Consider the following 22219-nt stretch of genomic DNA (forward strand, 5'->3'; position numbering starts at 1 on the left):
TTCTCCCACAGGGCTTCCTGTCGAACCTTGCTTGCTTCGATCGGGCCGATGACGTCCCGATCCCTGCTTTCGGTGCTCCGTTCGACCCAGGGTCCATGCGATAGATCATAGCCGCGGCATCAGAGCCATTCGTCACCTCATTCTGAGGGACGGGTGGCTTTTTTCTTTTGTCGCAAAGGAAGTTGGCGATGCATGCGCGTCGCCAAGCCGGTGACGCATGCGCGGTAACCGGGCCGTGGATGTGCGGACAGGACGAGTGGGGACGACAGGCCATGCCAGCGACAGATCTTTGTTACCTCGGGTTGGTCGAGGTCGGGCAGCAGATACATGCGAAGAAGCTGTCGCCGGTTGAGGTGACGAGGGCGATGCTCGGCCGGATCGAGCGGCTCGATGGCAAGCTCAAAAGCTACGCTTATGTCATGGCTGATTCCGCGCTTGCGGAGGCGGCTGTTGCCGAAAAGGAAATCGCGGCCGGCAAGATCAAGGGGCCGCTGCACGGCGTGCCGGTCGCGATCAAGGATCTGTGTTGGGTCAAGGGTGCACCGGCCGCGCATGGCATGACCATCCATCGTGGCTTTCGTCCCGACGAGGATGCCACGGTCGTCGCGCGCCTGAAGGATGCGGGCGCGGTCATCCTCGGCAAATTGCAGCAGACCGAAGGCGCCTACGCCGATCACCACCCAAAAATCGATCCGCCGAAGAATCCGTGGAACGCGGAATTGTGGACAGGCGCATCCTCGAGCGGTTCAGGCTCGGCGACGGCGGCCGGTCTCTGCTTCGGATCCCTTGGAACCGACACCGGTGGATCGATCAGGTTTCCTTCGGCGGCCAACGGTATCACGGGGCTGAAGCCGTCCTGGGGGCGGGTCAGCCGCTACGGAGCATTCGAACTGGCGGCAACGCTGGATCATATCGGACCGATGGCACGCAATGCGGTCGATTGCGGTGCAATGCTGGGTGTGATCGCAGGCCAGGATGCCAAGGATACCACGGCAGTGCCATTGCCCGTGCCGGACTATCTCGCAGGCCTGCCGGGTCATCTGCGGGGAGTTACGATCGGCGTCGATCGGCGCTGGACCAGCGAAGGCACCGATGAGGCCGCCAGTAAGGTCTTGAGCGAGGGCCTGCGGGTTGCGGCAGACCTTGGTGCGAAAATCACCGAGGTCACCTTCCCGGACCCCAAGGCCGTCATCGATGACTGGTTTCCTCTTTGCGGCATCGAGGCCGCGGTGGCGCACGAGGCGACCTATCCGTCGCGCAAGGAAGAGTATGGCCCCGGACTTGCGGGACTGCTCGACCTCGGCCTTGCGCAATCTGGCGCCGATTATCAAAAGATCGTGCTGCGACGGGAAGCGTTTCGCGGCGCGGTACGGATGCTGTTCGAGACGATCGATTTCATCGCGGTACCGGCCCAGGCTTTCGCCGCTCCCACGCTCGCCAAGATGGCCGCGCTCGGCGAAGACGCGTCGCTGATTGCCGGATTGCTGCGCTTTACCTGTCCGTTCGACATGACCGGAAGCCCGACCATTACGCTTCCGGGTGGCTTCGCTCCCGGCGGCGGACCGGTCGCGTTCCAGTTTGTCGGCCGCCACTTCGATGAAGCGGGTCTCGTCCGTGCCGGCGACGCGTTCCAGCGCGTCACCGATTGGCACACACGCCATCCCGCCCTCTGATCAAAGGAACCGTTTGCATGACAGCAGAAGATTGGTTGACGAGTTCCATCATGGCCAAGCGAGCCGTCGCCAAGGGCGTGGCCGGCGCACGGCATAGCCTGACGATCGAGCAGCAGGGAAGCTTTCACTACGTCTATGGGCCCTACGCGAAGCCGACCTTGTCGATCGATCCCGGAGCGGTCGTTGTGGTCGAAACCGAAGACGCTTTCGGCGGCGCACTCACCAGCGAAAGCGACAGTCCCACGGCAAAGCTGAACTTTCCGTACCTCAATCCGCAATGCGGTCCGATTGCGGTCAAGGGCGCAAAAAAGGGCGATTGCCTCGCGGTTTATATCCGTGACGTCGAGACGCGCGGCGAACAGCCGGCCGGAACGACCTGCATCATCCCCGAGTTCGGCGGGCTGGTCGGGACCAGTTCCACGGCGATGCTGAACCCGCCGCTGCCCGAACGTGTCCGGAAGCTGCATGTCGACAGGAACGGCGTGCGATGGAGCGACAAGATCACGCTGCCCTACGAGCCGTTCATCGGCACGATCGGGGTGTCGCCCGAGATCGAGGCGATCTCCTCCCTGCAGCCGGACTATCACGGCGGCAACATGGACCTGCCCGATGTCGGGCCCGGGGCCGTTCTTTACCTGCCCGTGCATACCGAAGGCGGATTTCTTTACGTCGGTGACTGCCATGCCACGCAGGGTGACGGCGAACTCTCCGGTGTGGCGCTCGAGCAGCGCGCGACGGTCACGCTCCAGGTCGATCTAATCAAGAACTGGACTTTCGCCTGGCCGCGTCTGGAGACCCGCGACTTCATCATGACGATCGGCAGCGCCCGGCCGCTCGAAGATGCGGCACGTATCGCCTATCGCGAACTCACGCGATGGATGAGCACGGATTACGGCTTCGATGAAATCGACGCGTACATGCTGCTCAGCCAGGCCGGGCGAATGCGGCTCGGCAACATGGTCGACCCGAAATACACGATGGGTGCATCAATCCTGAAAAATTATCTCAAGGCGTGAACTCCACCAGCTTCCAACGAAGGGGATATTTAAATGAAGTCAGGACAACGGCTCAGAACGGCGCTTCTTGGTGCCATACTCGGGATGGCGGCATTCGGTGCCGTCCAGGCAGCGGAGCCCGCCTTGAAGGTCGGCCTGCTCGAAGACGTCTCCGGCGATCTCGCGTTCATGGGCATGCCGAAACTCCGCGGCTCGCAGCTTGCCGTCGAAGAAATCAACAAGAAGGGCGGCATTCTCGGACGGCAGATCGAACTCATCCATCTCGATCCGCAGGGCGACAACGCCCGCTATCAGGAATTTGCGCGACGTCTGCTCAGCCGCGACAAGGTCGATGTGTTGATCGGAGGCATCACCTCCGCTTCGCGCGAAGCCATCCGGCCGATCATCGACCGGACGACCACGCCGTACTTCTATACCAACCAGTATGAAGGCGGCGTGTGCGATGCCAGCATGGTCAGCATGGGGGCGGTGCCCGAGCAGCAGTTCTCTACGCTGATCCCCTGGATGGTGGATAAGTTCGGCAAGAAGGTCTACGTCATCGCCGCCGACTACAATTTCGGTCAGATTTCGGCGGAGTGGAACCGGAAGATCATGAAGGATCTCGGCGGCGAGGTCGTCGGCGAAGAGTTCATTCCGCTCGGCGTTTCACAGTTCGCGCAGACGATCCAGAACATCCAGAAGGCAAAGCCGGACTGGATCCTGACGATCAATGTCGGCGCCGCCCAGGACTCGTTCTTCGAACAGGCCGCCGCAGCCAAACTCAATTTGCCGATGGGATCGTCGATCAAGGTCATGCTCGGCTTCGAGCACAAGCGGTTCAAGCCGCCGGCGCTCAACAACATGCATGCGACCGCGAACTGGTTCGAGGAGATCGATACGCCTGAAGCCAACGATTTCAAAAAGCGCTGGCGCGCGAAGTTCGCCGACGAGCTCTACATCAACGACATGGGCTACAACGCCTACAATACCCTCTATATGTACAAAATGCTGGTCGAGAAGGCGAAGTCGATCAAGCTCGAGGACATGCGCAAGGTGATCGCGACGGGCGAGGCCTGCATCGAAGCGCCCGAAGGCCAGGTCTGCATCGACCCGAAGAGCCAGCACACGTCCCACCGCATGCGTTTGATTTCCGTTGGTCCCCAGCATGAGGTCAAGGTCGAGAAGGATTACGGAACGATCAAGCCGTATTGGCTCGGTGAGATCGGCTGCGACCTCACCAAGAAGAACGACAAGGACCAGTACACGCCCAGTCACCTTCCCAAGAAGTCGTGACACATTGATGGGCACGAAACTTGCTCCTGCAATCGTGCCCATTCGCGTCATGGCGTTGAATTGCATGGTTGCCGCAACGGTGCGGCGCCATGAAGGGGCAGGAGGACAGGATGTCGGCTGAACTATTCTCGGTCTTTTATCAGTTCGCCGACGTCTTCGCGTTTCTGATCCTCTCGGCGGCAGGCCTTGCCATCGTGTTCGGTATGATGGGCGTCATCAACATGGCGCACGGCGAATTCATCATGTGCGGCGCCTATGTGACGGTCGGACTGGTGAAGCTCGGCGTGCCGCTTCCGATTGCCCAGGCGCTTGCCGCGTTGACGGCCGGATTGATCGGCGTTGCCGTCGAATACCTCGTGGTGCGGCGTTTCTACAAGAGGCCGCTGGATTCCCTGCTCGCGACCTGGGGCCTCAGCCTGATCGTCACGCAATCGATGCTGCTGATCGTCGGCTCGTCGATCACGGGGATCGGCACGCCGGAGGGCAGCTTCGCGATCGGCGGCTATACGTTCTCGACGTATCGCCTGGTGCTGTTTGCCTGCGCAGTCGCCGTGCTGCTCGGCCTCTATGTGACCTTCATGAAGACGCGTTTCGGCGTGCTGGCCCGGGCGACGATGCAGAACGCCGCGATGGCCAGGGCGCTCGGCGCGCGCACGGGACGCATCTATGCAATCAGTTTCGGCATCGGCGCGGGGCTTGCGGGTCTTTGTGGCGCGCTTTACGCGCCGACCATGACGTTGATCCCCACCATGGGGGCCACGTTTGTGGTGGAGAGCTTCGTCACTGTCGTCGTCGGCGGGGCGAATGTTCTGCTCGGAACGGCGCCGGCTGCGGTCTTCCTGGCTATCATTCGAATGGCCCTGAATGCGAGCTATGGGCAGATCATCGGCCAGATCGGCATGCTGTTTGCGGTCATCCTGATCATTCGCGTCCTGCCGGAAGGCATTTCCAGTGTGTTGGTCCGTCGCGGCCGCTAAGCGGGAGAATTGATGTTCAAGTTGCTTGATGGTTCGCAGACCCTGGGACGCGGACCGACCTTTTGGTCCTGCTTCCTTGTCGTGCTGGCAGCTGCGCTGATCTATCCGGTCTTTGCGGACTCCTATGATGTCGGCAACTTCTCCTATTTCTTCATCTGGATCTTCATGGCGCTCGGTCTCTGCCTGATGTGGGGATATGGCGGCATGCTGTCGTTCGGCCAGACGCTCTTCTTCGGCATTTCAGGTTACGCCTATGGCGTGCTGGCCATCAATATGGGAGGTGGATCGACGACGATCGTCGCGCTCGTCCTGTCGATCATCATTGCGATGATCGCGGCCGGTATCCTCGGCTACTTCATGATCTGGGGCGGCATCAGCGGAATCTTCTTTGGTATCGTGACCCTGTCGGCGACGCTGGTGCTGGCGTTCTTCCTTGGGCAGACGGCCGGGCCGGAATGGCGTATCGGCTCCGCACGGCTGAACGGCTTCAACGGCATGAAGGGCATGGATCCGCTTGCCATCGGCGATTTCTACATCGAGGGGGTTGCGCTTTATTACGTGATGGTGGCGCTGATCGTGATCGTTTACCTCGCGCTGCGTATGCTGGTCAATTCGCGTATCGGCAACGTGATCGTCGCCACGCGTGAGAACCCGCAGCGCGCCGAAATGCTCGGCTACGATGTCCGCAAATATCAATTGCTCACATTCACCATCGGAAGCGGGCTCGCGGGCTTAAGTGGCGCCCTCTACACGTCCTGGGGTCAATTCATCACCCCATCGAGCATCGGGTTGCCGGCGGCCGCCATGCCAATTGTGTGGGTCGCATTCTCCGGGCGCAGCGACCTGACGGCAACGCTGGTCGGCTCGTTCCTGCTGCTGTTCGGCTTTCAGACCATCACGGTTTATAGCCAGCAGGCCGCGCTGGTGCTGATGGGAGCCCTTCTGCTAGCGACGGTGATGTTGGCGCCGCAGGGCTTTGTGCTTGGTGTCGGAAAGCTTGTCGCGGATCGATGGAGCGCGCGCCGGCAGCGCAGCTCGAAACTCGCTTTGGCGGATACCAGCCGCCTGCAACCGGACGAGACCTAACCATGGCGCTGGTCGATGTGAAGGGTGTGACAAAACGTTTCGGTGGACTGACCGCCGTTTCCGATGTCGACCTGACCGTGAATGTCGGCGAGGTGCACTGTCTGATCGGTCCCAACGGGGCCGGGAAGAGCACATTGTTCAAGCTGATTGTCGGTCTTTATCCGCCGACCAGGGGCACGATCCTGTTCGACTCGATCGACATCACCGAAGAGCGACCTTTTGCCCGGGTGCAACGGGGCATGAGCATCAAGATGCAGGCGCCCAGCGTCTTCAAGGAGCTGCCGGTCCGGCAAAATATCCAGATCGCGCTTCAGAAACGCCTTTCCGGCGCCAAACGGGTCGTTGAGGAAGATCGGCTGCTCGAGCTTCTCAATCTGGCGCCGGACAGCGGCAAGCTCGCCGGGGCTCTCTCGCATGGCCAGCAGCAATGGCTCGAGATCGGGATGGCGCTGGCATTGCAGCCGCAGCTTCTGCTTCTGGATGAGCCGACGGCCGGCATGTCGCCGGAGGAGACCTTCAGGACGGGTGAACTCATCCAGTCACTCAACGCCGAAGGCATGACGGTCCTGGTCGTCGAGCACGATATGGCGTTTGTGCGTCAGATCGCCCAACGCGTAACGGTGCTGCATCTCGGCAAGATCTTTGCGCGCGGAAGTCTTGAGGCGATCATTCAGGACGAGAAAGTAGCCGAAATTTACCTGGGCAAGACACATGTCCACTGATCGAATCCTTGAACTGTCGGAACTCTGGGCGGGTTACGGCGCCACGCCGATCCTCCAGGGCGTGAACATGACGATCTCCCGCGGCGAGATTGTTGGCGTGATCGGCCGCAACGGAGTAGGCAAGTCGACGCTGATGCGATGCCTGATCGGGCTCCTTGAAACGTGGCGGGGCACGATCACTTTCATGGACCAGGACATAACACTGCTGCCGGCCGACGCCCGGGCCCGCGCCGGCTTCGGCTACATCCCGCAGGGACGGGATGTGTTCCCGCAGATGAGCGTCGAGGAGAACCTGCAGGTTGGCGAATTGATCGGCGGACCGAAGGCAAAGAAGCTGCCGGAACTTGTCTACGAATACTTTCCGCGGTTGAAGGAGCGCCGGCGGCAAATCGCGGGCACCATGTCGGGGGGCGAGCAACAGCAACTCGCCATCGGGCGCGCTCTGATCGGAAACCCGACGCTGATGATTCTCGACGAGCCGTCCGAGGGCGTGCAGCCGTCGATCGTGCAGCACATCTGCGAAGCGTTGAAGTCGTTCCGCACTGAACTTGGGACGACGATCGTTTTCGTCGAGCAAAATCTCGATACGATCATGGCGATCGCCGAGCGGTGCTACATCATGGAGAAGGGCAAGATCACGCGATCGCTGACCGGCGAGGACGTGACAGCGGACAATGTCCGTGCGCAGCTGTTGTTGTGATGCGCGTAGCGTTTGGCGAGCAACTTGCTCGAAAGCAAGAGCCGCCCAAAATCCGGTAGACAGGGAAGGAATCGAACATGGATTTAGGACTCAAGGGAGCCAAGGTTCTCGTCACGGGCAGCACCAGGGGGATCGGCAGGGCGATAGCCGAAACCTTCGTGGCCGAGGGTGCCAGTGTCGGCATATGTTCCCGCAATCAGGCGGGCGTGGATAGCGCCGTCGCAGCGCTCAAGGCAAAAGGCGCTGCGGCCTTTGGCGGCGCGCTCGATGTGTCCGATGGTGCGGCTCTCAAGGCCTGGGTGAACGATATGGCAGCGAAACTCGGCGGCGTCGATGTCGTCGTCGCCAATGTCAGCGCGCTTTCCATCGGGCAGGACGAGGAGAGCTGGGAGAAGGAATTCTCCACGGATATGATGGGAACGGTACGCCTGGTGAATGCCGCGATGCCATATCTCGAGAAAAGCGCTGCGGGAGCGATCGTGACGATCTCCAGCGTCTCGGGCCGGGAGGTGGATTTCGCGAGCGGCCCGTACGGCACTTTCAAGGCCGCGATCATCCATTATACGCAGGGCCTGGCCAACCAATTGGCCGGCAAGGGCATACGGGCCAATTCCGTGTCTCCGGGCAACACCTATTTCGAAGGCGGGGTCTGGAACATGATCAAGGACAACAATCCCGAACTGTACAAGACCGCGCTGGCGCTCAATCCGACCGGCCGGATGGGCACGCCGCAGGAGATGGCGAACGGCGTCGTGTTTCTTGCGAGCCGCGCCGCAAGCTTTATCACCGGAACGAACCTTGTCGTGGACGGGGCCTTGACGCGCGGCGTCCAGTTCTAGCCGTGGCGGGTGTCGATATGTCTGCGGATGAGCTGCACTACAAATCCATATCCGAACTCTCCGAACTGTTTCGGCGCAGGGAGCTGTTGCCGTCGGAGGTTACCGAAGCGGCGTTGAACCGTATCGGCAAGCTCGATGGAATCCTGCACGGATATGCCGTTGTTCTGGCGGAGCGGGCCATGGCGCAGGCAAAGCAACACGACAGCGAGATCGCCAAGGGCATCTGGCGCGGCCCCCTTCATGGCGTACCGATCGGCTTGAAAGACCTGTGCTACACGACGTTTGCGCCGACCGCAGGCGGCACGAGGATTCATGCGAAGTTCGTGCCGCCGTTCAATGCGACGATCGTTGACCGGCTTGAGCGCGCCGGCGCCGTCACGCTCGGAAAGCTCAAGATGACGGAAGGTGCCTATACCAGCCATCATCCGGACGAGCAGGCGCCGCTCAATCCCTGGAACGCCAACTACTGGGTCGGCTCTTCATCGAGCGGATCGGGCGTCGCAACCTCTGCCGGGCTTTGCTACGGATCGATCGGCAGCGACACCGGCGGTTCGATCAGGTTTCCATCGGCGACGTGCGGGTTGACCGGAATCAAGCCGACATGGGGCCGCGTGAGTCGATACGGCGTTTTCCCGTTGGCGGACTCGCTCGATCATGTCGGTCCGATGTGCCGAAGTGCGGCGGATGCCGCTGCGATGCTGGGCGTCATCGCAGGCGCGGATGCAAACGATCCAACCGCCTTGCGGGCTCCGGTTCCAAACTATCTGGTTCGGATTGCAGATGGCGTGCGCGGTCTCAGGATTGGCGTCGATCGCAAATACACGCAAGAAGGCGTGGATGCACAGGTTGTAGCCGCCTTGCTGGAAGCCGAGCGCACGTTGGCGGATCTCGGCGCAGAAATCCGTGAGGTTCGATTCCCCTCTTACGAGAAGCTCGTCAGTCATTGGATACCGATGTGCTCGGTGGAGACCGCGGAAGCTCACCTGGAGACGTATCCGTCGCGCAGGTCCGAGTACGGCCCGGACCTGGCGCAGTTGATCGAACAGGGCAGATCGGTAAGCGGTGTCGAGATCGCAGCCATTCATCACGAGCGGCTGAAGTTCTCCGGCAGCCTGGCGGCAATGTTCGAGGACATCGACCTGTTGCTCGTCCCCACGATGCCCATGCCGATTCCGACGCTTGCAAAGATGAGTGAGTACGGCGCTGATCCCGGTGTGTTGTTGAGTATTCTGCGGTTCACAGCCGTATTCGATTTCAGTGGCAGCCCGACGATTACGCTGCCTGCGGGGATAGCTTCAGATCAGATGCCGCTGAGCATGCAACTGGTCGGTCGCCATCTTTCCGAGGAGGTGCTTGCGCGCGCCGCACACGCCTTTCAGTCAGCGACGGACTGGCATACAGGGCGGCCTCCCATCGGATGATGTGTTGGCTGTGGGCACACCGTGCACGGCCTATTATTTCTCAGCAGTGCAGCCAACCGTTATCGATGTCGTGTCTACTCGCGCCCCCCAAAATATGACGACGGCTTCCAGAGCTCGTTCCGAAGCGAAATTGCGAAGGGAGTAACCGAGCTCGATTCCAAGCCCGCCGACTACGATTTTGCAGCTAAGCCTGCCGATGCCTCTGCACCACCCAAAATGACGCCGCGGATTGCGGGTCCTGCGTGTGCACCGAGACATCAAACCAGGTACAAGCGTGTGCAATTTCGTCTAGTTTGGGGTGCACACGTTCGGTATTCATCCCAATGAGAGAGTAAGATAAGCTGTTGAAATATCAAGACTATCGCTTTTCCGTTGCACCCATGATGGATTGGAGCGAGAATTCAAGTTTTCCAATAAGTTAGCAGGCGCCGTGTGCACGATGTGTGCACCGAGAGATCAAAGAAAATCTAGCGACAACCAACGCAAGCAGACTGGATCGAACGCGCTGCGGTGTCAGCGGCGTGTCGATGTTTCGGATCCGCAGGCTGCGGGTTTGCACCGCTCAGTCGCTAAGGGTTCAATTCGCGGAATGAACGGCTATGAAATATGTTGAGGCGCGCTCGGCCTCGGCCACCGGCCGACTTCTTCCATAACATCTCATACGCGAAATGCGGTTCGCGCTTTTCTCAAAACGCTCCGGCTGGCGCGCTCTTCAGTACATCGGCGGTTTCGAATCGAACCGAGAACGCCGCTGCTGTCAGATGCCATCGTGATCGCCGACATGTCGCGTTCAGACCGTGGTACAATTCGGCGAGGTCGACGCTCCGGAGCGTAAGAAGCTGTCGCCCTTCGAAGACTTGCGCGCCGAGTTCGCGCTGCCAGCCAGCCTATCCGCATTCATAGTGGGGGCGGTATCCAAAGAAAGCCGAGAGCAATCACCGCAAGAAGGGCGACGATAATAACGGCGGTGATGGCGCCGGCCGTAATCTTGGCATTTTCATTTCTAACGGGCACCGGCAACCTTTCTCACAATCTGGTATCCGTTGGCCGCGAGATCCTGAAGGATTGCTCTGGCGATGTGAGTGCTCTGGTCCGGCGCGATCCACTCATAGTCGAGGTTCGGGCCACCATCACCTTCGGGATACTTTATGAAGGCCGTGTGGATCGCGTTGGTGATGAGAATTTCGACAGCCTGGTCTGACATTGGTGCCTCCAATATTCGGAAAGTCTAGCACTAACTGAGGTCAATATTGGCGCGATTTCATAACGGCCAGGAAACGCCATTCCGCCACGGTACCAGTGTCGACGGCGATCTTGCAAAGCAGAGCCATACAATGGCAGCCAATGCGCTCGTGGTTCGAAACGTCCAATTGCCGAGATCACAAAGCGGCCATCGCGCCGCACAGTATGTACGCATGTCCACCGACAAGCAGCGATATTCTATTCAGAATCAGGCCGCTGTCATAGGGGCATATGCGCATGCTCATGATCTGACGATTGTTCGAACCTACCCCGACGAAGGTGAAAGCGGACTTCAGCTAAAAAATAGGCCTGGCTTGAAGCAGCTGCTCGATGACGTTAGCAGCGGGCACGCCGACTTTGCGCACGTACTTGTATACGATGTAAGTCGATGGGGACGCTTCCAGGACGTTGATGAAAGCGCTTACTACGAGTACGTCTGTAAGAAAGCGGGCATTAAAGTCGCGTATTGCGCCGAGCAGTTCGACAATGATGGCAGCATGCTCTCAAGCATCGTCAAGAACCTTAAGAGGGTGATGGCAGCGGAATATAGCCGCGAGCTATCTGTAAAAGTGCACGCGGGTGTCTGCCGCTTCGTGCGAATGGGATTCAGGTTCGGCGCCCCGACCGGCTACGCTCTGCGGCGAGAATTGGTCGATGAGAAGCTGCAGTCAAAGGGGGTATTGAACGATGGCGACCGCAAGTATCTCATCACCGACCATGTCAGACTGCGGCCCGGCGCAGCCGACGAGGTCCGGGTGGTGAGGTGGATCTTCCAGCAATTCCTGGAGTTGAAGTCCGAAACGGCCATTGCGCGAGAACTCAATCGGAAATTCATACCCACTAACTCGAAAGAGCCGTGGAATCGCGCTCAGATAGGTAGAATTCTCAGGAACGAAAACTACATCGGAAATCTCATCTACAACCGTCAATCGTTCAAGCTACGAGAGAAGAAGGTAAGCAACCCGCCCGATCTCTGGATCAGAAGCGAGGGCTGTCTCGAACCGATTGTTCAGCCAGAGGTGTTCTTCAAGGTAAGGAAGACGATATTAGATCGTCGCGTTGATATTTCGGAGGCAGAGATGTTGACGCGCCTGCGTCGAACGCTGCTGAAGCGAGGGCGCCTTAGTCCGGCAATTATCAACGCAACGGTGGGTGTTCCCTGCGCTAAAACCTACATTGATCATTTCGGCAGCCTGCGCCAAGCCTACAGCCTCGTGGGCTATACGTCCAAGCGTGACTGCAACCACATCGATACTCGGCAACGGTGGCTCGACCTGTTTGCTGGGCTTGCAGCGCAGTTAGCAGATGCGTTCCGAAACGCATCCGTCCGCTTCGCGTTCGGTGGAGGTCCGGATTGCTTGCTCGTAAACAAGGAGGGTGTGTCCTTTTTTTTGGCGCGGTGGCATGGGGGGGAGCAAGAGACGTTCGCTCCGCATTGGTCTATCAAGCGTCGGGTTGGTACGCCCGAGGGGTGGATCGTTGCGGTCAGATTGGGTGAGCGGAATGAAGCTGTGCTCGACTATCTCTTGTTTCGAACCACGGACATGACGGGATCGTTGACGAGATTTACGGAAATGGCCCGCTTGCCTCATGGGCCGGAGAGTTTCGAAACCTTCGATGCGCTGGTGAAATCACTCATTCGGCGTCTAACCAGGCTAGGCCGTGCTTCGCCAGCCAGGCCAGCGCAACGGAAAAAGCCACTGAAATCAACCCGGTCCAAAGAAAAGACCGACCACGCGCGGCATTCAGGGAGCGCAAATCCAGATAGGCCCCGATGAACGTTCCGTAGTTCCTTTTGAAGCTGCCGTTCAGTTTGGATATTTCGACTAGTTCTGAAGACCTACCGAGATGTTCAGACATTGAGCTGGCTCCGTATGCGACTGCTAGACCACCGCTTCATAAACCAGTGATTTGCCCGACGAGGCAAGTAGAGTTTTACGATTTGCAGAAATTTTACCGAGCCTCCATGTTCCCCGCAGAGGGCCCGTGTGGCCCGTGCCGACCATACGGCCCCAGAGGGCTTACGTGGTGGCCTAGGAGGGCGGCCGAGCCTTATCGTGCCGTCTGATAAAGGCCGCTCCTGGGCACTTGCTCGGAGGTCCCAAGGACGAGGTGCTGGCCAAGGTGCTGCGGCGCGAGGGGCCTGTCAGCGCGCCCAAAGTTGTTCAGGCCGTCCAGGGATGAGCGATGACCGACACTGATCTGATTGACCCTCGTTCGTCAATTCGCGGACATATCGCGGTGGGGCTGGCTGCCATCATGCTCGTCGCCGGCGGCATCGGCGGATGGGCTGCAACCACCGAAATTTCAGGCGCCCTGATCGCGCCGGGGAGTGTCGTGGTCGAATCCAACGCACGGAAGGTTCAGCATCCGACCGGCGGCGTCGTTGGGCAAATTGCGGTGACCAATGGCAAGGCCGTGACGGCCGGCGATCTCCTGGTCCGGCTCGACGAAACCATGACGCGGGCAAATCTGCAGATCGTGTCGAAGACGCTGGATGAAATGACGACGCGCCGCGCGCGGTTGCGGGCCGAACGCGACGGCGCATCGGAAGTGTCATGGCCCTCGGCGTTCAAGGACCGGCGGCAGGAGGAAAGCGTTGTCGAGCTGATGACCGATGAGCAGCGTCTGTTCGAACTGCGCAACACCACGCGGCTCGGTCAAAAACGACAGCTGCGCGAGCGTATCGCGCAGCTCAACGAGGAAGCGGTCGGCATCAGTGCCCAGCAGGCGGCCAAATCGCAGGAACTGGATCTGGTCAACCGTGAACTGGATGGGTGCGCCAACTCTGGAGCAAGCATCTGATCCAGATAAACCGCCTGACCGCGCTCGAGCGCGAAGCGGCGCGGCTCGATGGCGAACGGGCACAGCTGATCGCGGCGGCGGCGCAGGGACGCGGCAAGGTGTCCGAGATCGAACTTCAGATCACCCAGATCGATCGCGAATTGGCCAGCGAGGTCGGCCGTGAAATGCGTGAGATCGACGGCAAGGCGGGTGAATACGCGGAGCGGAAAGTGGCGGCCGAAGACCAGTTGCGGCGGATTGACATCCGGGCTCCGATTTCAGGCACCGTCCACGAAATGAATGTCCATACGATCGGCGGCGTGGTCAGTGCCGGCGAGCAGTTGATGCTGATCGTCCGGACTCCGAGCGTTTGACAGTCGAGGCGAGGGTGGCGCCGCAAGACATCGATCAGGTGCGGATCGGGCAGGCCGCCGCGTTGCGGTTTTCTGCCTTCAGCCAGCGGACGACGCCGGAGATCACTGGGGTCGTCAGCCGGGTGTCGGCCGACGTGACCACGGAGCAGCGCACCGGCATCACCTACTATACCGTGCGCATTGCCATCGCGCCTGATGAGCTGGCGCGTCTCGGCGAGGTCAAGCTTGTGCCCGGCATGCCGGTCGAAGCGTTTATCAAGACGGCAGACCGGACGGTTGGCTCCTACTTGACCAAGCCGATGTTCGACCAGGTTGTCCGGGCATTTCGCGAACGATAGTACCTTTGCCGGACTTTGATGGGCGGCACGAGTCTCATACGCAAATCACACGGTTGCCGCTTCGCTGTTCAATTCAATGGGCGCCGCCAGCCACATCCTTGGCTTTGCGCGTCAGCACCACTGCAAGCGCAGCCAGCACCAGCACGAGGCCGATCACCGCAAAAGTATCGCTGAAGCCCATCACCAGAGCGTGATGCTTCACGGCCTTGCCGAGGGCAACGATCGCCTGCTTGTGCGCGGTGGCGGGGTCGGAGACGCCGTGGGCCAGGAAATAGTCCGTGATCTGTGCGATTCGGCTCCGCACCTCCGCGCGGCCGAGTCACCGACTGGCCGATAATGTTGGAGTGAGATTGCTCGCGCTTGGTGATCACGGTGGCGAGCACAGCGGTGCCGATGGCGCCGCCGAGATTGCGTAGCATGTTGCTGATTCCCGACGCCGCGGCGGCATCCTGCGGCGCGAAATCGCCCGTGGTCACCGAGCTCAGCGGCGTCAGCACCATGGCCTGGCCGATCGCGCGCACGATGGTGGATTTAGCCACCAAAAGCCGTGCGTAGACCAAGGGTAATCATCCACGCCAATAAGCCGGAAATGGTCGCGATCATAATGTCGTTTTCCCGAAAGGGGCCTTCATGCACGATCATACTCTTATGCGGCGCGAGGCAAGCTAAAGTTATTTGGCTTTGGCTTGGACTCCCACAAAATGACCTCTGCAGTTCCTTTGCCGGTGCTCTGGACGTCCATTCTGGCCTGAATCATTCAACGCAGTGCGGCCATCTCGGTTTCCGTCCAACGGCGGTTTTGATATGGCGTCACCTAAAATTGCTGTAATGCCGCGGTTTAAAATGAGCCGTCACGACGCATCCCTGCGAGCATCGCGGGAGAAGCGGGGTTTTTGACGGTCACCCAATTGGGTGAGCGACAGGAGCTGTAAGGCGCTACGCATCGGTCTCCAGCGAGTTTGTAGTGGAACTCACCCGGGCTCGGACAATAGACAGGCGACCTCTAACTGCAGAGACCGAGCGTCTCATGGCCACCGCTATTGAAAGATAAGATCTGCCGCTGCTTCGTAATTCAAGCAGCCTGCGATCATCTTCCTCCGTCCAAGGCTTGTTCCTACTTCCAGCCATCGCAAGTTTCACGGGCGTCAGGGGGCGCATACGACGCGGCGTTAATTCAGGACGCCGGGCGCCGTTCCAAACGGGCTAGGAATTTTCCACTTTTTCCCGCTTCCGTTGAAAACCACCAATGCCCTCCGGAAGCGTTGCGTAAGGCGCTGGGGCCTTTGTTCGCTCGTCAGAGTGATGGAGCAGTCGGGACCTTACGCCAAGTACAGGTCTAGTGCCCGATAAAGTGGAGGGCTCTAGGTTTTTGAACGAGATGCGACAGTTGTTTGCAAGAAGGGGGCATGCGCTTGGGCGATCTCATTCGGTCGCCCTAAGCTTTCATTGTGTGTTCGCTGTGCATGCGACGGAAGATCGGGAGTAATAGTTGATACTTGTTCGCTTAGAAAAACCGTAGAACTACTGACTTTTCCCGGCGTAAGAAACCATTACTGCGGAATCGATTGCTATGCCAATTCGTTGAACCTACGATGCATCGTTTCCCCGAGCGCAGACATAACCAGGCGTGGATTTTACGTAGTCTGGGCTCAATTTTAAAACCAAAATTCTTTTTTTGCTTCTTCCTGGAGGATTTTCAGATGCGCTTCCCAGCCCTCCTGCTTTCCCTGACCTGCATGATCGTGACCGCTGGCGCCGCCAGCGCCGAGAAGCGTGTCGCCTTCGTGGTGGGGAACGGCACTTACAAGAACGTTGCCGCGTTGCCCAATCCGTCGATCGACGCGAAGGCGATGGCAGCCGCCTTGCGCAATGTCGGTTTTGAAGTGGTGGAAGGCTCCAACCTGACCCGCGACAAGATGACGGAAAAGCTGCTCGATTTCGGCAAGAAGGCGCAGGGCGCCGACGTGGCCGTGTTCTTCTATGCTGGCCACGGCATCGCCATTAGCGGCACCAATTATCTGCTGCCGATCGACGCCGACATCAAATCCGAGATGGACGTCAAGCTCGGCGCCGCCATCAACATCGACCTCACGCTCGACCAGACCATGGGCGATGCCAAGGTCAAGCTGGTGTTCCTCGATGCCTGCCGCGACAATCCGTTCGCCGCCAAGCTCAAGTCGAACGCTGCTACCCGCAGCGTGGCGGTACAGACCGGCCTTGCCGAAATGAAATCCGGCGAAGGCACGCTGATCGCGTTTGCGACCGGCCCCGGGCAGACCGCACTTGACGGCAAGGAAGGCAGCAACAGCCCGTTTACGCGCGCGCTGCTCGCCAACCTCACCCAGCCCGGCATTGAGCTCCAGCAGGCGATGACCAAGGTCCGCGCGCAGATCCAGGAGGAAACCAGCAAGGGTCAATTGCCCTGGGGCAATACCAATTTGACCGGCGCGGTTTACCTGAACGGTGCGCCCGCGCCTGCCGCGCCCGGAACCGCTCCCGCGGTGGTCGCCGCTGCACCGGGCAGCGACGTCGAGCTCGAGTTCTGGCGCTCGATCAAGGACTCCAACAAGCCGGAAGAGCTCAACGCCTACGTGTCGAGCTATCCCAACGGTCAGTTCAAATCGCTGGCGCTGGCACGGATCGCCTCCCTTGAGAGCAAACCAGACAATGCCACGCGCAACCTGACCACCGGCATCGATCCGGCGACGTTCAAGGACGAAGCCAACCAGACCACCGAGGACCAGATCGGCCTCGACAAGGGCCAGCGCCGCGACGTGCAGCGCCGGCTTAACGGACTGGGTTTCGACACCAAGGTTACTGGCACGTTCAACGAAAGCACTCGTTCGGTGATTAGCCGCTGGCAGGCCGCCCGCGGCTACCCCAAGAGCGGTTACCTCAACAGGCTGCAGCACAAGGCCCTGTTGACCGAGATCGTGGCGGCTGCGCCGACCGCCAGTTCGAGTTACGAAGACCGTCCGCGACGTAAACGAGGGGGCGGTGGCGGTGGCCGGCGTCATAATGGCGGTGGCGGCCCTGGTGGCTTCATCGGAGGAGTTATGGGAGGGATGCTCCGTTAGCTTACTCGAAGCAGGCGCCGTCGCGACTCACGGCGCCTGGGAAGTCTTTTGCTTTGTGTATTTAACCGCGCAGGAAGTGCGCATGAGGAACTAGCGATGATAAAGCACCCTGGCAGAACCAAGACCCTTACCTCGATCCTTTCGATCGCGACGATCGGCGCCGCACTTTCCTTGAGCATGGGAACGGCCTTCGCTGAGGAAAAGGCAAATGACAAGAACGTCACCGAAGATCAGATCCTGCGCGCGTTGGCGCCGGAAAAGAAGCCACTGACCCGCGGCCTGTCGGTCGGTCAGCCACAAGTTGATCCGGCCGCGGCGGCGGCCGAAGGGCAGATCGTCCAGAAGGTCCGTGGCCGCCTCACCCGTTCGCTATCCGTCAGCGAGCGCGAAGAGATTGCGGACTTGGTCAAGAATAAGCCCAAAATTGATTTGGAAATCACGTTCGATTACAACTCCGCCGAGATCAGCTCCAAGTCATTGCCGTCGGTTCAGGCGCTCGGTCGTGCATTGTCCAATTCTGACTTGAAGGGCTCGACCTTCGTGGTCGCCGGTCACACCGACGCCACGGGCGGCGAAGCTTACAATCAAGACCTTTCCGAACGGCGCGCCGACTCGATCAAACGCTATCTCGTCCTCAGATACGGCATTAATGGTGCGGATCTGGTGGCTGTTGGATACGGCCGGAGCAAGCTCAAGGACCCGAACCAGCCGATGGCAGAAGCCAACCGCCGCGTCCAGGTCGTGAACATGGAAAATAAGGCCACAGCGTCGAAATAGGATTTCCAAGCCGGCCAGTTGAGGCTGCTGCAGGCGACCTCCGGCTAAAAATTGGTTCCGAAAACTGCCAAAATCTCCGGTATCTTCTTACCTACTCAAGGCACATGGAGAAGGTTCGATCCCTGTTCCTCCCCCTCCAGCGAGGGGAATGGGGCGAACACTTGATTGTCACTATGACCAAGTTGGGCGTTATTTGCTGGACCTAGCTCGAACTTGCTTATGACGATTGGAGCGAGATCATGTTTTTCAAACAGTTAGAGGCTGGCGTGTGCACGATGTGTGCACCAAGAGATCAAAGAAAATCTAAGACCCAACCATTGTGAGCACATCGAGCTAAGCGCTCAAACGTCAGCAGAAGACATCAGCAGAAGACAAGTGTGTTGAGAGGGTACGATCTGCTTGGCTCATCAATTCGCGTAATGAGCCGAAATGAGAGGGGTCTTCCTATGACAGCTGACTCTTAATCATCGGGTCCAAGTTCGAGCCCTGGGGCAAGTGGGCGGGACAATATCGGCGGCAAACAAAACCACAAATGGCTCCATCCCATAATACTCTTAACTGATCGCGAGCAATTGGCGTCGGACCAGTTCCAGCTGTCATCGGTTGTCCTATTTGAGTGAACCCTACGACGCGCATGCGGGCGACAGATTCACAGCTCTTAACAGATCGCCAAAAGGACCAAGCCGGCTGCACGTCTTCAATGGTTCAAGTCTGGATTGGTCCATAGCTTGATTTCGTTTGCGGTCGACATTCTTTCTTGTCTTCCTGACTTCGCTTCGTCGCGAATCTCTGAGCGCAGGTGAAAAGGCATGAGGATCGCGCCAGTGTCGGCTTATAATCTTGGTTTCCACCGGCGGGCTGGGCGGAATTACGACAGGTACGGTTGGCTCGATTGGCTGCAAGACAACTTGGGGCGGGGTTTCCTGACGCACGTAGTTAATCTCAAGTCGATCGGCCTTGCTGAGTGCGTGTTCAGCGTCAGCAATGCCGACCGTCGACCCGTCTGGTGATATCTCTGCGGCTGCGAGCTCGGCAGGCGTCCTAACCGCCTTGCCGACAGTCAAGGCGCTGAGCAGCGCTAGACATACAATCGCAAGCCAGACCGTCCTGATCATCTGCTGCCCTAGATCGGTATCAGCGGTAGCCTCAGTATGGATTTGGGCGGTTAAAGGGCGGCAGACACCCAATTGTGAGGATTGTATGGAAATCGCCAGCTAGCGCGCTACGCAGGGCCGTTTGCGGCACGAGCTTTGGTTGGCATGCTCAAGTCTTACACGTCAAGCACCGAGCCTGCAAAGTTGAGGAACACTTCGTTTAGATAGGCTGGGACCGTTTTGGATTTCCCTCCGCTATATTTCGGTTTAGATGTTTCGCTTGCTTGCTTCAAAGCAGGGTAGGCGCAATTTGCGTAATGGTTTTTGTCTTCTGCGCCTCACTTCGATAAACCTGCGCAGCAAGTTTCTTTCGCATTAGACTACGAGTGACGGTTGTGGGGGAGGTGTCGTTGCCGGAAAAAGCTTCATCTCCTAAGGCTGAGAGTGCGGGTCTTCTCCTGTTCAAAAACCGTGATGGTGACATCCAGTTCCTGCTCGGCCAAGCGGGGGGCCCGTTCTGGAGCCGTAAGGATGCTGGTGCGTGGAGCATACCGAAAGGGCTGATCTCTCCCGGCGAGGAGCCACTTGCGGCCGCGCGGCGTGAGTTTGCCGAGGAGACCGGGCACCATCCGACGGGAGATTTCATCCCGCTCGGCGCGGTGAAGCAAGCGGGCGGGAAGGTGGTTCACGCTTGGGCTATTCAAGGTGACTGGGATCCTGCGGATATGCGAAGCAATACGTTCGACATGGAATGGCCACCGCGATCCGGGCGGCGCCAGCCATTTCCCGAGCTCGATCGGGCAGCTTGGTTCAACGAGTACGAGGCGCGCCTAAAGATTCTGAAGGGTCAGGTCCTCTTTATCGCTCGTCTGTTAGAGGGATTGGTCAGATTGACGAAAGCTGATCACTAGCGAGAGAGCGTGTTTTCCATCGCCGCGCCCAGCGCCGTATCGTCAAAAATTCACCATGTCCTGCCGCGTCGGCCGACTACTGCGCTCGACTTCATTGGGCGTGATACCCGGCAGACGGTCCTACTCTTTAGGAACCATCGTATGATCGTTGCACTTGATGGCCATGGCGAAAACTCCCCTCAGTATCGAGATCGTCCAAGAGGGTGAGGAGCGCTTCATCGTCAAGACTTTTGCCGACGGTAGCGAGCAGCGCCTACCGATCGTAAAGCTGCCCAGGAAGAAGCGTTATCCCGACCGCCCGTACTGGACTTGGAAATTCGACAAATTCGACAAGAGTAAGAAGAAGGGGTTTTGAAAGTGGCAGGGGTGATTAACGTTGCAAAAAAGCCGGCGTACGGGATTAACCCATACGTCCGGCTTTTAACGACCCAAGGTCGATACTTTACTTGTTGAGCACTTCGCGAGCCTTATCTTTGATGCCGCCGACGGTATTCTGCACCTTGCCCTCAGCCTTATCTGCAGTTCCTTCGGCTTCGGTCTTACTATCGCCCGTCAGCTTACCGATGGTTTCCTTGATCGTGCCTTTTGCCTGCTTTGCGGCACCTTCAATGCGGTCCTTATCCAGGACAAACTCTCCTTTGTGTGCGGTTGTAACGAAGGGCGAGCGCCCGAGTTGCCTAACGATTTGGTGACTCAGTCCTCGGTCTTGGAACCGGCAGTGGCGTACCTGCTGATTGTCGATCAATCGTAAACGGAGTCTTCGCCCGGTATGTCGGCTCTCGAACACCAGTGCCGATAATGGATGGTAGATAAAATGTCTGGTGAACCTCAGCTAAATCACATCCCGGGTCGCAGCGAGGGGTAATCGCAAACGGCAAGATCTTTCTGAGGCGAATGAAACAGAATTGGCAGTCATCTATGAGGCGACGCTACAGGAGGAGTGGGACGCATCGAGTAGCTCACTATCTTCCTCGCATCGGATTTGTCGGCGATGTGGGACCCGCTCAAAGAAAACACTAGAAAAAGCACCGCTAGTAAAACGGTTCCACCCATTCCCGCCAGCACTGTCGTACCTAGCCCGAGATCTGGACTTGGATTACGCTCTTTTTGCATTTCTTCTCCAAAAGCCCTGTCATCCAGCATTCCGACTAGGGAAAACGTTCCTGGGGCACGGAGCGTATGCTGCGAGCGGGACGGGGCTGATCCGTCCACCCCGCGGGAGTTCGTGGTCACCTGTCCCGTGCGTGTGCCTTGTTACGATATGAGTGCGCGGACGGCGTGAATGCATGCAGGATGAACGAAAGTCCAATGCGTCCCCTCCAGCTGGTCACAAGCCGGATCTCAAAAACGAGACTTCCGCGTTGAGATCTGCCGGTCGAACGTTCACGCCTATAACTCTGCCAAGGCCGTTGATTTTTTCGGCCCGAGGCTGCGCCCGCGGCGTTCTTCTTTCGCAGCAAAGAAAAAGCCCGCATCACTGCGGGCTTTCTTGTTGCTAGTACCAGCCCGGGCCACCGCCGAAGCCGAACGAAACGCTCGGACCACCATAACCATAGCCTCTGCCATAGTACGGTCCGCCGCCGTATCCGCCACCATAGTAGGGACGGGGCGCGTAATAGCCGTAGCTGTTGCCGTAATATGGACGATAGCCACGATGTCCGTAGTGGCGATAGTGCCGACGCTGAGAACTGATATCGGTAGATTGCTGCGTTAACGCGGTTGACGCTTTCGCCTTCGCCGTATTGTCCGCAGCATTTGCGGCGGAACCACCGAGCAGGGCTGCTGCACCGACGGCAAATACGATAGCTAACTTATTCATTTGAACACTCCCGGTTACATGTGGAGTGCTAATTGATACGCATAGCTTCCGTTCCGATGTGCGACATTAAATTGGCGTAAGTTATTGAACAGCCGTT

Annotated in this window: 17 protein-coding genes and 2 pseudogenes; 15 read left to right on the forward strand and 4 right to left on the reverse strand. The window is 58.8% G+C overall.

Features of this window, described 5'->3' with window-relative positions; all coding sequences use genetic code 11:
* The first annotated feature begins 272 nt into the window (after window positions 1-272).
* The 9 genes from JQ575_RS07265 to JQ575_RS07305 all read left to right on the forward strand — a co-directional run bounded on the left by JQ575_RS07265 (window position 273) and on the right by JQ575_RS07305 (window position 9706).
* Window positions 273-1673 (forward strand): amidase, encoded by a 1401-nt coding sequence (locus tag JQ575_RS07265; RefSeq protein ID WP_212032537.1) that lies wholly within the window; start codon window positions 273-275, stop codon window positions 1671-1673.
* A gap of 17 nt (window positions 1674-1690) precedes the next feature.
* A complete protein-coding gene (locus JQ575_RS07270; RefSeq protein ID WP_212032538.1) occupies window positions 1691-2689 on the forward strand; it encodes an acetamidase/formamidase family protein in 999 nt (332 codons plus the stop codon).
* 33 nt (window positions 2690-2722) lie between these two features.
* Window positions 2723-3961 (forward strand): urea ABC transporter substrate-binding protein, encoded by a 1239-nt coding sequence (locus tag JQ575_RS07275; RefSeq protein WP_409364768.1) that lies wholly within the window; start codon window positions 2723-2725, stop codon window positions 3959-3961.
* Between the two features lie 110 nt (window positions 3962-4071).
* The gene (locus tag JQ575_RS07280; protein WP_212032539.1) at window positions 4072-4938 is read left to right on the forward strand and encodes an ABC transporter permease subunit; all 867 of its coding nucleotides are present in this window, start codon (window positions 4072-4074) and stop codon (window positions 4936-4938) included.
* Window positions 4939-4950: 12 nt separating this feature from the next.
* Entirely contained in the window at window positions 4951-6024 is a 1074-nt protein-coding gene (locus tag JQ575_RS07285; RefSeq protein WP_212032540.1) for a branched-chain amino acid ABC transporter permease, read from the forward strand.
* A gap of 2 nt (window positions 6025-6026) precedes the next feature.
* Complete coding sequence (locus JQ575_RS07290; protein WP_212032541.1) at window positions 6027-6746, forward strand: ABC transporter ATP-binding protein; 720 nt, start codon at window positions 6027-6029, stop codon at window positions 6744-6746.
* The gene (locus tag JQ575_RS07295; protein WP_212032542.1) at window positions 6736-7446 is read left to right on the forward strand and encodes an ABC transporter ATP-binding protein; all 711 of its coding nucleotides are present in this window, start codon (window positions 6736-6738) and stop codon (window positions 7444-7446) included. The genes JQ575_RS07290 and JQ575_RS07295 overlap by 11 nt, the downstream gene beginning before the upstream one ends.
* A gap of 77 nt (window positions 7447-7523) precedes the next feature.
* Window positions 7524-8285: an SDR family NAD(P)-dependent oxidoreductase gene (locus tag JQ575_RS07300; protein ID WP_212032543.1), complete on the forward strand. Its 762-nt coding sequence runs from the start codon at window positions 7524-7526 to the stop codon at window positions 8283-8285.
* A gap of 17 nt (window positions 8286-8302) precedes the next feature.
* Window positions 8303-9706: an amidase gene (locus tag JQ575_RS07305; protein ID WP_212032544.1), complete on the forward strand. Its 1404-nt coding sequence runs from the start codon at window positions 8303-8305 to the stop codon at window positions 9704-9706.
* A 1003-nt stretch (window positions 9707-10709) separates the two neighbouring features.
* On the opposite strand, the gene JQ575_RS07310 is transcribed toward JQ575_RS07305, so the two are convergent.
* Window positions 10710-10910, reverse strand: a complete 201-nt coding sequence (locus JQ575_RS07310; protein WP_212032545.1) for a hypothetical protein — start codon at window positions 10908-10910, stop codon at window positions 10710-10712.
* Window positions 10911-10956: 46 nt separating this feature from the next.
* On the opposite strand from JQ575_RS07310, the gene JQ575_RS07315 reads away from it, so the two are divergent.
* On the forward strand, window positions 10957-12726 hold the full coding sequence (locus JQ575_RS07315; RefSeq protein WP_249166488.1) for a recombinase family protein: 1770 nt from the start codon (window positions 10957-10959) through the stop codon (window positions 12724-12726).
* A 409-nt stretch (window positions 12727-13135) separates the two neighbouring features.
* A pseudogene (locus JQ575_RS07320) lies at window positions 13136-14444 on the forward strand (HlyD family type I secretion periplasmic adaptor subunit).
* Window positions 14445-14517: 73 nt separating this feature from the next.
* On the opposite strand, the pseudogene JQ575_RS07325 reads toward JQ575_RS07320, so the two are convergent.
* Window positions 14518-14968, reverse strand: a pseudogene (locus JQ575_RS07325) (EmrB/QacA family drug resistance transporter); the annotation flags it as partial.
* A 1176-nt stretch (window positions 14969-16144) separates the two neighbouring features.
* Here JQ575_RS07325 and JQ575_RS07330 point away from each other — a divergent pair.
* From JQ575_RS07330 to JQ575_RS07345, 4 genes are all read left to right on the forward strand, one after another.
* Window positions 16145-17521, forward strand: coding sequence for a caspase family protein (locus JQ575_RS07330; RefSeq protein ID WP_212032546.1), 1377 nt, complete (start codon window positions 16145-16147; stop codon window positions 17519-17521).
* Between the two features lie 96 nt (window positions 17522-17617).
* Complete coding sequence (locus JQ575_RS07335; RefSeq protein WP_212032621.1) at window positions 17618-18298, forward strand: OmpA family protein; 681 nt, start codon at window positions 17618-17620, stop codon at window positions 18296-18298.
* A 1504-nt stretch (window positions 18299-19802) separates the two neighbouring features.
* Window positions 19803-20303 (forward strand): NUDIX domain-containing protein, encoded by a 501-nt coding sequence (locus JQ575_RS07340; protein WP_212032547.1) that lies wholly within the window; start codon window positions 19803-19805, stop codon window positions 20301-20303.
* A 157-nt stretch (window positions 20304-20460) separates the two neighbouring features.
* Entirely contained in the window at window positions 20461-20658 is a 198-nt protein-coding gene (locus JQ575_RS07345; RefSeq protein WP_212032548.1) for a hypothetical protein, read from the forward strand.
* An 87-nt stretch (window positions 20659-20745) separates the two neighbouring features.
* Here the strand turns inward: JQ575_RS07345 and JQ575_RS46390 are convergent, their stop codons facing one another.
* Both JQ575_RS46390 and JQ575_RS07355 read right to left on the reverse strand, forming a co-directional pair.
* Window positions 20746-21048, reverse strand: coding sequence for a CsbD family protein (locus JQ575_RS46390; protein ID WP_409364769.1), 303 nt, complete (start codon window positions 21046-21048; stop codon window positions 20746-20748).
* Between the two features lie 750 nt (window positions 21049-21798).
* Window positions 21799-22122, reverse strand: coding sequence for a hypothetical protein (locus JQ575_RS07355; RefSeq protein ID WP_212032549.1), 324 nt, complete (start codon window positions 22120-22122; stop codon window positions 21799-21801).
* Between the last annotated feature and the right edge of the window lie 97 nt (window positions 22123-22219).

This window comes from Bradyrhizobium sp. JYMT SZCCT0428 (assembly GCF_018131075.1).
GTDB lineage: Bacteria > Pseudomonadota > Alphaproteobacteria > Rhizobiales > Xanthobacteraceae > Bradyrhizobium.